The 12292-nt window shown below is 59.3% G+C and carries 9 protein-coding genes and 2 tRNA genes; 9 read left to right on the top strand and 2 right to left on the bottom strand.

The genetic code is table 11. The features are described 5' to 3' along the window. Positions 1 to 76: 76 nt before the first annotated feature. The 4 genes from SE16_RS05270 (at position 77) to SE16_RS05285 (ending at position 6217) form a co-directional block, all read left to right on the top strand. Positions 77 to 3661, top strand: a complete 3585-nt coding sequence (locus SE16_RS05270) for an alpha-amylase family glycosyl hydrolase (RefSeq protein ID WP_054492350.1) — start codon at positions 77 to 79, stop codon at positions 3659 to 3661. Between the two features lie 68 nt (positions 3662 to 3729). Next, the gene (gene ubiE, locus SE16_RS05275) at positions 3730 to 4482 is read left to right on the top strand and encodes a bifunctional demethylmenaquinone methyltransferase/2-methoxy-6-polyprenyl-1,4-benzoquinol methylase UbiE (protein WP_200907204.1); all 753 of its coding nucleotides are present in this window, start codon (positions 3730 to 3732) and stop codon (positions 4480 to 4482) included. Between the two features lie 9 nt (positions 4483 to 4491). Continuing rightward, the gene (locus tag SE16_RS05280; RefSeq protein WP_054492351.1) at positions 4492 to 5295 is read left to right on the top strand and encodes an inositol monophosphatase family protein; all 804 of its coding nucleotides are present in this window, start codon (positions 4492 to 4494) and stop codon (positions 5293 to 5295) included. 19 nt (positions 5296 to 5314) lie between these two features. Next, positions 5315 to 6217 carry an MBL fold metallo-hydrolase gene (locus SE16_RS05285; RefSeq protein WP_054492352.1) on the top strand — a complete coding sequence of 301 codons (903 nt, stop codon included), beginning with the start codon at positions 5315 to 5317 and terminating at the stop codon, positions 6215 to 6217. Positions 6218 to 6275: 58 nt separating this feature from the next. Here SE16_RS05285 and SE16_RS05290 read toward each other — a convergent pair whose 3' ends face one another. Together SE16_RS05290 and rplI are read right to left on the bottom strand one after the other, a co-directional pair. Then, positions 6276 to 6596 carry a hypothetical protein gene (locus SE16_RS05290; RefSeq protein ID WP_054492353.1) on the bottom strand — a complete coding sequence of 107 codons (321 nt, stop codon included), beginning with the start codon at positions 6594 to 6596 and terminating at the stop codon, positions 6276 to 6278. A gap of 75 nt (positions 6597 to 6671) precedes the next feature. After that, positions 6672 to 7199, bottom strand: coding sequence for a 50S ribosomal protein L9 (rplI, locus tag SE16_RS05295; protein ID WP_082374099.1), 528 nt, complete (start codon positions 7197 to 7199; stop codon positions 6672 to 6674). Positions 7200 to 7430: 231 nt separating this feature from the next. On the opposite strand from rplI, the gene SE16_RS05300 reads away from it, so the two are divergent. From SE16_RS05300 to SE16_RS05320, 5 genes are all read left to right on the top strand, one after another. Continuing rightward, positions 7431 to 7503, top strand: a tRNA-Ala gene (locus SE16_RS05300). 18 nt (positions 7504 to 7521) lie between these two features. Further along, a tRNA-Ala gene (locus SE16_RS05305) sits at positions 7522 to 7594 on the top strand. A 343-nt stretch (positions 7595 to 7937) separates the two neighbouring features. Continuing rightward, positions 7938 to 10469: a leucine--tRNA ligase gene (leuS, locus tag SE16_RS05310; RefSeq protein WP_054492354.1), complete on the top strand. Its 2532-nt coding sequence runs from the start codon at positions 7938 to 7940 to the stop codon at positions 10467 to 10469. A 158-nt stretch (positions 10470 to 10627) separates the two neighbouring features. Further along, positions 10628 to 11008, top strand: coding sequence for a RidA family protein (locus SE16_RS05315; RefSeq protein WP_054492355.1), 381 nt, complete (start codon positions 10628 to 10630; stop codon positions 11006 to 11008). Positions 11009 to 11113: 105 nt separating this feature from the next. Beyond that, a complete protein-coding gene (locus SE16_RS05320; RefSeq protein ID WP_054492356.1) occupies positions 11114 to 12274 on the top strand; it encodes a 30S ribosomal protein S1 in 1161 nt (386 codons plus the stop codon). Positions 12275 to 12292 lie beyond the last annotated feature (18 nt).

Here is a 12292-nt window from a genome sequence, read left to right on the forward strand (position 1 = left end):
CAAAACAGATTGCCTAACTTTCACCACTCACGTAGAATGGCGACAACGAATCCACGCCAACACAAAGGAGCCGGACATGCACATTGCACGCGCACTTCGCGAACGCTACGCTCTGGATGAAACCTTCTTCCTGCCCAATGGCGACGTCGCGACAACCGACTTCTACACCGCCCACCTGCTCGCCCAGCGGCTGAACAGCCACCGCCCAGCGGAGCATCAGGCATCGCCCGCGGAACTCCACGCCATGGGGCTCTTGCACGAACTGGCGCACACCATCATCACCCGCTACCAAACCGAACGCCGCCCCCGCGCCCTCGCCGATGCCATTGCGTGGCTCGAAGAACGCCTTGGGCGCATCGCCCTTGAAACCACTTTGCGCGCCATCGTCGAAACGTTCCCCCCGCTCCCCGTCCAGCGGGGCGAAATGACCGCCGATGAGTACCTTGCCGCCACCGACGAAACAGGCGCATCCCATCGCGAACGCTTGCTCGAAGAAAGCATCATCATCTGGCTTGAAAACAACAACCCCGCCCTCACCCGGTATCGCGATTTGTTCGACGACCGCATGCTGGCACGCCAAACCGCCTACGAACCGCTGCTCGCCGAACTCGATGCTTTCTTCCGCCGTGAACCACCTTTCGGACCCGAAAACAAACCCCTGTTGGAACTGCTGGCGCTCCCCAGCCGTATCGCGCCGCACTCCATCTTCGCCCAACTCGACTACATCCGCCAGCACTGGCTCGACTTCCTGCCCCCCCACCTGGCGCGGCGTATCCTCATCGGGCTGGACTTTGCCCGTGAAGAAGAACGCGCCCTTGCCTTGCGCCATGCCGCTCCCGGTGGTCCACGCGTAGGCGAAGCGCCCGTCTTCCACGGAACGGACGCCTTCGGTGTCACCATCAACCTTGATGAAGAATACGAAGCCTTCAGCCCCGACCTTGACTGGATGCCCAACGTCGTCCTCATCGCCAAAAACACCTACGTCTGGCTGCACCAACTTTCGCGCTGGTACGGGCGCGACATCTCACGCCTCGACCAGATTCCCGATGAAGAACTCGACAAACTCGCCCGTTGGGGCATCACCGGGCTTTGGCTGATTGGCATCTGGGAGCGGAGTCCCGCGTCCAAACGTATCAAGCACCTGTGCGGCAACCCCGACGCCGAAGCCTCGGCGTATGCGCTCTTCGACTACGAAATTGCCCAGGCGCTGGGCGGCGAAGAGGCCTACCGCAACCTGCGCGACCGCGCCTGGCAACGGGGTATCCGCCTCGCCAGCGACATGGTGCCCAACCACATGGGCATTGATTCGCGCTGGGTCATGGAATACCCCGACCGCTTCATCTGGACCGACCGCCCCCCCTTCCCATCCTACACATTCAACGGTCCCGATTTATCGTGGAACCCGCGCATTGGCATCTACCTGGAAGACCACTACTACGATCGCACCGATGCCGCCGTCGTCTTCAAGTGGGTGAACCGCGAAACCGGCGAAGTGCGCTACATCTACCACGGCAACGACGGCACCAGCACGCCCTGGAACGACACCGCCCAACTGGACTACCTGAAAGCCGAGGTGCGCGAAGCCGTCATCCAGCAAATTTTGCACGTGGCGCGCAAATTCCCCATCATCCGTTTCGACGCCGCCATGACCCTCGCCAAGCGCCACATCCAGCGGCTCTGGTATCCCCAGCCGGGGCAAGGGGGCAGTATCCCCTCACGCGCCGCCTTCGCCATGACCAAAGAAGAATTCGACCGCCTGATGCCCAACGAATTTTGGCGTGAAGTGGTTGACCGCGTCGCGCAGGAAGCCCCCGACACGCTCCTGCTCGCCGAAGCGTTCTGGCTCATGGAAGGCTATTTTGTGCGCACATTGGGGATGCACCGCGTCTACAACAGCGCCTTCATGCACATGCTGCGCGATGAAGACAACGCGGGCTACCGCAAAGTAATGAAAGACACGCTCGAATTCGACCCGCAAATCTTGAAGCGCTACGTCAACTTCATGAACAACCCCGATGAAGAAACCGCCGTGGCGCAATTCGGCAAAGGTGATAAATACTTCGGCGTTGCCACGCTTCTCGCCACGTTGCCCGGCTTGCCCATGGTGGGGCACGGGCAAATTGAAGGCTTTGTTGAAAAGTACGGCATGGAATACCGCCGTGCCTACCTGGACGAAAGCCCCGACGAATACCTCATTCGTCGGCACGAACGCGAAATCTTCCCGCTCTTCCGCAAACGCCGTCTCTTTGCCGACGTGGAAAACTTCCTGCTCTACGACTTCTGGCGGCCCGACGGCACGGTGGATGAAAACGTCTTCGCCTATTCCAACCGCTTGGGCGAAGAACGCGCGCTCGTGGTCTATCACAACCGCTATGCCGAAACAAGCGGCACTATCCGCACATCCGCCCTCTTTGCCGTGAAGAGCGAAGACGGCGCCAAGCACCTTGTCTCCAAAACGCTCGCCGAGGGACTTGCCCTACCCGACACGCCCAACACCTACGTCATCTTCCGCGACCACGTGACCAATCTGGAACACATTTACCGCGTCGAAACCCTGCGCACCCAAGGGCTCACGCTCCATCTGCGCGCCTACGAATACCACGTCTTCCTGGACTTCCGATTTGTTCAGGATGAAAGCGGCCACTACGCCACACTCACCGACCAACTCCAGGGGCGCGGCGTCCCATCCATCGCCGAAGCCCTGCGTGAAATGGAACTTGCTCCCGTTTTGCACCCCTTCCGCATGTTCCTGAACGCCGACACCCTGCGCGACCTGCTCGCACAACGCGCCTTCACCGCCGACGCCACGCCCGACGATGCCCTGATTGCCCGCGTGCGTGCCCAAGCCGAGCAAACCTACACCGCCATGGCGGCGTTCGCCCACCTGCACCCCAACCTTGAAGCGGCGCTCGACACGCTCGAAACACACGTGCGCCGCTTGCTGAGCCTGCCCGCTCACTGGCAGAACGACGCCGACGCCCCGCTCGCCGACCTGCTGGACGATGATACCATCACCTGGCACGCCCTGCTCCTGTGGGTGCTGTTGACGCCGCTCGGCGCACTCGCCACCGACGACACCGAAACGCCATCCCAAACCATTGAGCGCCTGCTCGATGAATGGCTGTTGCGCAAAGCCATCGAAGAAACCCTGCACACCCTCGGCGGCGACACCTGGCAGGTCCGGCAGACCATGCGCCTCTTCGACATTCTGCTCGCCCATGCCGGCGCCATTGCCGCCATGCTCATTGTGGGCGAAGAAGACCTGCCCCACGAACACAGCGACGCCGAATTGGCCGATTTGCTGGACAGCATTATCATGCAACTTTTGGACGACCCGCGCGTGCTTGAATTTTGGAACGTCCATGAATATGAGGGCGTCGAGTGGTTCAACAAAGAAGCCTTTGAACGCACAACCATCGCCCTCACCGCCGCCGTGGATGCGGCGACACGCGAAGAAACGTTGCATGCGCCCGTCACCACCCTGGGGCGCCTGTTGCTGAACGCCGCCGACGGGGCCGGCTATCGCGTGCAGGCGTTGCGGGCAGCCTCGGCTTTGCCAGCAGCAGATGCAACCGCCGAGGATGCGGATGAGCTCACCGAAGCGGAAGACGACGCCGCACCACCCGACGAGCAAGAGAACGAAGCGCACGCAGCCGAGTGATGAGACCGAGGGCGACCAGTGGTCGCCCTTCTCGCTGAAAAAGACCAACAAAGGAGAAGGAAACGCCTATGTCGAACCAGGCACCCGACCTTGACGCCATGCGCCGCGCCCTGCATGGCGAGCAAAAAGCAAGTTATGTCAACCGAATGTTTAGCCGCATTGCCGCCCGTTACGACCTGATGAACCGCCTGATGACCATGGGGCGCGACCAAGCCTGGCGGCGGCAAGCGGTCGCCATGGCGGATATTCCCCCGAACGCCCTCGTCCTCGACCTGGCGACAGGCACGGGCGACCTGGGGCTTGCCGTGCTCGAACAACGCCCCTCGGCGCGCGTCATTGGCGCGGATTTCGCCTTGCCAATGATGCTTGTGGGGCAACAAAAACTCGCGCGCCGCAACGAAAAGCGCCTGCAATTTGTGGCGGCTGACGCTTTGCAAATGCCCTTCCCCGACAACACTTTCGACACGGTGTTGAGCGCCTTCCTCATGCGCAACGTCGAAGACGTGACGCGCGGCTTCGCCGAACAGTATCGCGTCCTCAAACCAGGGGGGCGCGTCGTCTGTCTGGAAATCACCATGCCGCAAACACCCGGCTTTCGACAAGCCTTTGAATGGTACTTCGGTCGGCTCGTCCCTATCATCGGCGGGTTAGTCGCAGGCGCTCCCGACGCGTACACCTACCTGCCCGAATCAGTGCGCCGTTTTCCGCCGCCCGAAGCGCTGGCGAACATCTTGCGCTCCATCGGCTTTGAGAAGGTGCACTACAAGCGGCTGATGCTCGGCACAATCGCCATTCACGTCGGACAAAAACCAAGCGAGTGAGGAAACACCATGCGCGACTTTGCCATCAAACTCGCCCTCGATGCGGGGCAAGTGCTTCGCGAACATTTTGGCGGCACGCTGGAAGTGGAAACCAAATCCAGCGAGATTGACCCCGTAACGAACGCTGACCGCGCCAGCGAGGCGCTGATTTTAGAGCGCTTGCGCCGCACATTCCCCCAACATGCCATTTTGGCGGAAGAAAGCGGCGCGCACGAAACCAGCGCCAGCGAGTGGCGCTGGGTCGTTGACCCCCTGGACGGCACGGTCAATTTTGCCCACGGGTTGCCGCACTTCTGCGTGAGCATTGCGCTCTACAAAGGCGACCGCGCCCACCTGGGGGTGATTTACGACCCCATGCGCGACGAACTTTTTTGGGCGGAACGCGACAAGGGCGCGTGGATGCGCGACGCCGGCGGCAGTGTGCGCCGCTTGCAAGTGTCGAACGCCCGCCGCCTGCGTGAAAGCATTGTTTCAACGGGCTTCCACTACCTGCGCGACCGTGTGCGCCACAACAACATCGCCGAATTTGAAGCCGTGGCGCTGCGCGTGCAAGGCGTGCGCCGGCTCGGCTCCGCCGCCCTCGACCTGGCGTATGTCGCCGCGGGGCGGCTGGACGGCTATTGGGAATACTACCTCGCGCCGTGGGATTGGGCGGCGGGCACGCTCATTGTGACGGAAGCGGGGGGCGCTATCACCACCGTAGAGGGCGACCCGTGGCATTTGGGCGTTGAAAGTATTGCCGCCGCCAATCCACACCTGTTGCCGCTCCTGCTCGAAGCATTGCAATCGGCGCGCACACGCGAGACAGAATAAGGAGCAACGTGGAGGAGCCATGAGCGACTTGCGCACCCTTTCGGCGCACACCGCCTACCTGCCGGGTAGCGTCAACGTCGGCATTGTGTTCAACGACGCCGGGCAAGCCGTGCTGATTGACAGCGGGGGCGACAAACACCACGGGCGCACGCTGCGCAAAGCCCTCGATGCCGCGGGCTTGCGCCCCATCGCCATCATCAACACGCACTCCCACGCCGACCACTACGGCGGCAACGACTATCTCTGCCGCCAATTTGCCGTGCCCGTCTGGGCGCCGCGTTTTGAGGAAGCCATCCTGCGTTATCCACTGCTGGAACCGATGTATCTGTTTGACGGCGCTTCACCACCCACGGCACTGCGCAACAAGTGGCTCATGGCCAAACCATCGCCGGTAGACCACGTGTACGATCCAGCCGAAGAGCCCCTGCTGGAGATTGGCGAGATGCGCTTGCAGGTGCATGACGTTTCGGGGCATGCGGTTGTCCAAGCCGCCATCGGCGCCGAAAACGTCTGTTTTGCCGCCGATGCGTTTTTCGGCACCGAAGTGCTCAACAAGTACGAAATTCCCTTCACCCACAACGTTGCCCGCCAGATAGAAGCGCTTGAACGCTTGCGCTCCCTGCCCTACGACATTTTTGTTCCTGGGCATGGCACGCCGACCGAAGACATTGAACGCGCCGTTCAGGAAAACCGTGCGGCGATTGAACGTGCCATCACCTGGGTGCGCGACGCCGTCGGAGACGGCGCGACCACCGATGAGGTGGTCCATGCCGTCACAGCGCGGCTTGAAAATCCCCCCACCACACTCAGCACCTACGTCCTCATGCGCGCCACGATTGCCGCCTACCTGGCGCATCTCACCGAGCAAGGAACAATTGCGCCCGAAGTAGTGCGTGGGGTTTTGCGCTGGGTTCCGCAATGAGCATGAGCAGAAAAAAGAAAAACGCCCCCGAAGTGGGGGCGTTTTGTTGTCGGCGCTGTTACTGCCACAAACTGCTGATGTCATCCTCCACCGCATTGAGCGCTGACTGGATGGTGTAGAGGTCGCGGCGCCCAATCGGCGGCATGTTGAAAAAGGTTTGTTCTTCTGCTGGTGTCAGTTCGTGCGTATACGGCGGCGGCTCATTCAAAAAGAGAATGGCCTGAGCACCGCAGGCCGAGCATTTGAGAGCAATTGCCCACAGCGCTTCACGACAGCCGAGCACATACACATGCTCTTGCGCATACGTGCTTCCACACTGGCGGCACCGCCGTGCTTCGGCGATTTGTCGGCGGAGTTCCGCGGAACGATGCGAATCCATGCTTCTTTGCCCTTTCATCCCTTTGCGGCGGGATGTCTATGCGGCCTGCGGAACAACCCCCGAACGTGGGCGCGTTTATGCTTCTGCTTCGGCTTCGGCTTCCGCCTCGGTTTCGCCCTGTTCGGCGGTCAATCCCAACGATTCGGCCGTCTCGCCGCCTTCACCAACGACCACCACTTTCACGGCTTGCACCACACCACCAGCCAGGCGCACCGGCACTTCATACGTGCCCAACTGGCGAATTGGGCGGTTCAAGTCGAGATTGTGGCGGTCAATTTCGACACCCAATGCGTCACTCAGGCGATCGGCGATTTGCGCCGCCGTCACCGAGCCAAACAGCTGCCCGGTTTCACCAACTTTCGCTGTAAATTCGAGTGTCAATTCAGCAATACGTGCGGCCAGCGCTTCAGCGTCTTTGCGTTCACGTTCGCGGCGACGTTCAGCAGCCAGGCGAATCTGCTCAGCCTGCTTTTTAATGCCAGGTGTGGCAACTTTCGCCAGCCCCTGGGGAATCAAGTAGTTGCGCGCAAAGCCATCGCTGACATTTTTGATTTCACCGGCCAATCCCAGATTGGGAACATCTTTCAAGAGCAAGACTTCCATGTTTCCAATGCCTCCCTTCTGCTTCTCTGGCTACGGCCGCGTACTATACACGAGAGTGCCCAAAAGAGCAAAGAAAGGGGCATTTTCATTTCCAGGCGTCAGTCAAATAAACGTTGGTGCGCGCTACTTTGACGCACCCATCTCCACTAAAAGCATTTCGCCTCTCTCATCGCCCCCATCCCACATTTGACACATCTCCGCTTCTGGATATACTTCCCCGCGCATGTGCAAGGGGCTGTAGCTCAGTTGGGAGAGCGCCACAATCGCACTGTGGAGGTCAGGGGTTCGAGTCCCCTCAGCTCCATCTTCAAAATTTCATCACGGGGCCGTAGCTCAGTTGGGAGAGCGCCTCAATGGCATTGAGGAGGTCAGGGGTTCAAGTCCCCTCGGCTCCACTGCGATGACGCCTGGTTCGACCGGGCGTTTTTGTTACAACCACATCAGGTGAAAGACGGTGAGCAGGAGTAGTAGGCCATCCCGCAGCGAGTTGGGGAGAGTGGAAGCCCAACACCGTGCCACGGGAGCGCGTCAGGCTGAACTCGCCTGCGAGTCGCAGCGGTGAAGGCAAGTAGCCGCTGACGGGTGCGCCCGTTATAGCGCCCACGAGTGCCGGTTGCCCTAGCAGCCGGAACGAGGGTGGTACCGCGGAGGCTCAGCCTTCGTCCCTCAGGGGACGAAGGCTTTTTTTATCGCATCTCCTCAATCAAGAAACGACAAATAGGGTACAGGAGCAGCACCATGAGCACGCCAATCGAGTACAATCCCCGCGAAATTGAAACGAAGTGGCAGGAAAAATGGGAAGAGATGGGGATTTACCGCACACAAGATGACCCATCGCGCCAGAAATTCTACCTGTTGTCCATGTTCCCCTACCCCAGCGGGAACTTGCATACAGGCCACTGGTATGCGTTTGCACCGGCGGACGCCTACGCCCGTTTTATGCGTATGCAAGGCTACAATGTGCTGTTTCCGATAGGCTTCGACGCGTTTGGGTTGCCCGCCGAAAATGCCGCTATCAAGCGCAACATTCACCCCAAAGAATGGACCTACAAAAACATCGAACACATGCGTTGGCAGTTCAAGCGCATGGGGCCTTCATTCGACTGGTCGCGCGAAATCATCACCTGCGAACCAGAATACTACCGCTGGAATCAGTGGTTCTTCCTGCAATTCTACAAGCGGGGGCTGGCATATCGCGAGAAAGCGCCGGTGGATTGGTGCCCCACGTGCAACACGACACTGGCGCGTGAGCAGGTGGTCGGCGAAGACCGCCGCTGCGAGCGTTGCGATACACCAGTCATCAAGCGCGAATTGGAACAGTGGAAATTGCGCATCACCAACTATGCCGAAGAATTGCTGAATGACATTGAAAAGCTGGAATGGCCGGAAAGCATCAAGGTCATGCAGCGCAATTGGATTGGGAAAAGCCGCGGGGCAACCATCCGCTTCCCCGTCGAAGGGGTGGACGATGTGATCGAAGTCTTCACCACACGCCCCGACACCGTCTACGGCGCAACGTTTATGGTGCTGGCGCCGGAGCACCCCCTGGTGGAAAAAATCACCACACCTGAGCAGCGCGAAGCCGTCGAAGCTTACAAGTATCAAGCCGCTCGCCAAAGTGAAATCGAGCGCATGAGCACCGAAAAGGAAAAAACGGGGGTGTTCACGGGCGGCTACGCCATCAATCCCTTCACCAAGGAGCGCATTCCCATCTGGATTGCCGACTACGTGTTGATGGGCTACGGCACCGGCGCTATCATGGCTGTCCCCTCAGGCGACGAGCGCGACTGGGAGTTTGCCACCAAGTACAACCTGCCGATTCGCATCGTTGTGGTGCCCCCGGATTGGAACGGGGAGCCGCTGACGCAAGCGTACACGGGTCCCGGCAAGATGGTGTACAGCGGGCCATTGACGGGGCGCATCACGCTGGGCAAGTATTGGCGCGATGAGTGGAATGAGGCGCTGGCGAAAGAGTACGGCATTGAGCTGCCGCCCGAAGGAGAGGAAGCCAAAGAAGCCATCATCGCCCACATGGAAGCCGAAGGCATCGGGCATGCCGACGTCACCTACCGCCTGCGCGACTGGTTGATTTCACGCCAGCGCTACTGGGGCACGCCCATTCCCATTGTGTACTGCCCCACCTGCGGCACCGTGCCTGTGCCCGAAGAAGAACTGCCCATCACCCTGCCCGACGATGTGGACTTCCGCCCCACGGGTGAATCGCCGCTGAAGTTCCACGAAGGCTTCCGTAATACCACCTGCCCGCAATGTGGGGGGCCAGCTGAACGCGAAACGGATACGATGGATACCTTCGTGGATTCGTCCTGGTATCAATATCGCTACCTGAGCCCTCATTACGATAAGGGGCCCTTCGACCCCTCACAAAAACATTGGCTGCCTGTTGACCAGTACACGGGTGGGGCGGAACACGCCGTGATGCACCTGCTGTACGCCCGTTTCTGGACAAAGGTCATGCGTGATATGGGCATGGTGGACTTCGATGAGCCCTTCCCACGTCTGTACAGCCAGGGCGTCATTCTGGGGCCCGACGGGCAAAAAATGTCCAAGAGCCGCGGCAACGTGGTAGACCCCGATGCGCTGGTTGACCAATACGGCGCCGATACGGTGCGCGGCTATCTGATGTTCATTGGTCCGTGGAACGAAGGCGGGCCATTCAGCACGCAAGGCATCGAAGGCATGTATCGCTTCCTGAATCGTGTGTGGGATATGGTGCTCACACCGCCTGATGTGCCGAGCGACGCCCAACCAAGCGATGCCGACGTGCGCCAACTGGAACGCCGCCTGCACCAAACCATTCGCGATGTGACGAACGACCTGCGCCAGTTTGCATTCAACACCGCCATTGCCGCACTGATGAAATTCAGCAATGACTTGCGCGACATGAAGAAGACGGCGGTCGTCAATCATCCGCTGTGGCGCGAAAGCATGGAAACCTTCATCAAGTTGATGGCGCCGCTCATGCCGCACATTGCTGAAGAAATGTGGGTGCGGCTGGGCAACGAACCCAGTGTGCATACACAACCCTGGCCGACATGGGATGAAGCCCGCGCCGCCGAAGAAGCGTTCGAGCTGGTCATTCAGGTCAACGGCAAAACGCGCGACAAAATGACCCTGCCGGTTGACATCAGCGAAGAGGAAGCCAAGCAAAAAGCCCTGGAAAGCCCGAATGTGCAACGCCATCTGGCCGGGAAGAGCATCAAACGCGTTATCTACGTGCCTGGGCGACTGTTGAACATCGTAGCCAAGTAAGCATGTTCAAGGGGGAGCCGCTGCATGGCTCCCCCAAACAACCCTGTTTCGCCAAACATTGTGAAGCGTGTATACTTTACAACCACACACAACACACGACCTCATAGACGCCACAGTCAATCACTGCCATTGAAGCCAGACGACACAGGGAGGCACCCATGAACCGCGACATCATTCACACAGACCAGGCACCCGCCGCCATCGGACCATACTCCCAAGCCGTGCGTGCCGGGCAACTGGTCTTCACCGCCGGGCAGCTGGGCATCGACCCCACCACAGGCAAACTGGTCGAAGGCGTCGAAGCCCAAACTCACCAGGCGATGCGCAACCTGCAAGCCATCTTGCAAGCCGCCGGCACAGATTTGGCGCACGTCGTCAAGACAACCATTTTTGTCGCCGACTTGAACGATTTTGCCACCATCAACACCATCTACGGCAGCTACTTTGAAGGCGAGCCACCGGCGCGTTCAACAGTACAAGTCGCGCGCCTCCCACTCGATGCTCGCGTCGAAATTGAAATGGTTGCGGTCGTTCCCTAAAACTTTTTGGAACGTGTTGCCTTTGCCTACGGTCGCGACTATAATATGCGTGACCCGCGGCATAAACCAACGGTCGAAATTCTAGTCAAGAGGGTAAAGAAAGGGATGCCAGACACAAGCACCATCACGTCCATGGAGCAGTGGCTCGACCTCGTCGAGTCGCAATTGTCCGAACTCAGTGAAGGTCAAATCATCGAAGGCGTCATCACACACATCACGCCGAACGAAATTCTGGTGGATATCGGCGCCAAGCAAGAAGGGATTGTCCCGCTGAGTGACATTGAATGGGTGGACGAATCCATCAAAGCCAACATCAAAGAAGGCGCCACCGTTCGCGCGTACGTCATGCGCACATTTGAAGATGACGAGCCACCACTCTTGTCAATCTCGCGCGCCGCTCAGGAAAAAGATTGGCAGTGGCTGGAAAACCTCAGCGACGACGAACTCGTCGAGGGGCGCGTTGCCGAAGTCAACAAAGGTGGTTTGATTGTGTACGTCGGCATGGTGCGTGGCTTTGTGCCCGCTTCGCACGTTGTCAGTGTCAACACAAAGGTGCCTGATCGCCAGGCGGTGCTGCGCCAGCTGCTCGGCAAAACCTTGACGCTCAAAGTCCTGGAAGCCGACAGCAAAGACAACCGCCTGATTTTGTCGGAGCGCGAAGCCAAAAAAGAAGAGCTGCAACGCCGCAAGCGCCACATGCTGGAATCGCTCCAAGTTGGCGACGTGTTGCGCGGTCGTATCACCAACGTGGTGGACTTTGGCGCCTTCGTAGACCTGGACGGCGTAGATGGGATGATTCACATCAGCGAATTGTCGTGGGATCGCATTGAGCATCCCAGTGAAGTCGTCAAGGTTGGCGATGAGCTGGACGTGTATGTGTTGAAAATTGACCACAAGCGTGAACGTATCGGCCTGAGCCTCAAACGCTTGCATCCCGAGCCGTGGGAGCAATTGGTCGAAAAATACCAGGTGGGTGACGAAGTGGACGTCATCATCACCCGGCTGGCTGAATTTGGTGCGTTCGCCCGCCTGGTTGATTTGCCCGTCGAAGGGCTGATTCACATCTCCGAACTGGCCGATGGGCATGTTGCTCAGCCGCAAGATGTGGTGCAGGAAGGGCAACAGGTTCGGGCGCGGATTGTGCGCATCGAATCTGATCGCAAGCGGCTGGGGCTCAGTTTGGCCAGTCAAACAAACAGTATCATCAACGACGAGCAATCTGACATCACGCAGCCCGAAGACGAAGAAACCAACGAAATCCAGTAAGACGTAACATACAGGTGT

Origin of the sequence: Ardenticatena maritima, from assembly GCF_001306175.1 — a bacterium.
Classification (GTDB): domain Bacteria; phylum Chloroflexota; class Anaerolineae; order Ardenticatenales; family Ardenticatenaceae; genus Ardenticatena; species Ardenticatena maritima.

Bases quoted from the DNA above. Each gene is read 5' to 3' on its own strand.
- SE16_RS05270 (WP_054492350.1), top strand. From the start codon at position 77: ATGCACATTGCACGCGCACTTCGCGAACGCTACGCTCTGGATGAAACC.
- ubiE (WP_200907204.1), top strand. From the start codon at position 3,730: ATGTCGAACCAGGCACCCGACCTTGACGCCATGCGCCGCGCCCTGCAT.
- SE16_RS05280 (WP_054492351.1), top strand. From the start codon at position 4,492: ATGCGCGACTTTGCCATCAAACTCGCCCTCGATGCGGGGCAAGTGCTT.
- SE16_RS05285 (WP_054492352.1), top strand. From the start codon at position 5,315: ATGAGCGACTTGCGCACCCTTTCGGCGCACACCGCCTACCTGCCGGGT.
- SE16_RS05290 (WP_054492353.1), bottom strand. From the start codon at position 6,596: ATGGATTCGCATCGTTCCGCGGAACTCCGCCGACAAATCGCCGAAGCA.
- rplI (WP_082374099.1), bottom strand. From the start codon at position 7,199: ATGGAAGTCTTGCTCTTGAAAGATGTTCCCAATCTGGGATTGGCCGGT.
- leuS (WP_054492354.1), top strand. From the start codon at position 7,938: ATGAGCACGCCAATCGAGTACAATCCCCGCGAAATTGAAACGAAGTGG.
- SE16_RS05315 (WP_054492355.1), top strand. From the start codon at position 10,628: ATGAACCGCGACATCATTCACACAGACCAGGCACCCGCCGCCATCGGA.
- SE16_RS05320 (WP_054492356.1), top strand. From the start codon at position 11,114: ATGCCAGACACAAGCACCATCACGTCCATGGAGCAGTGGCTCGACCTC.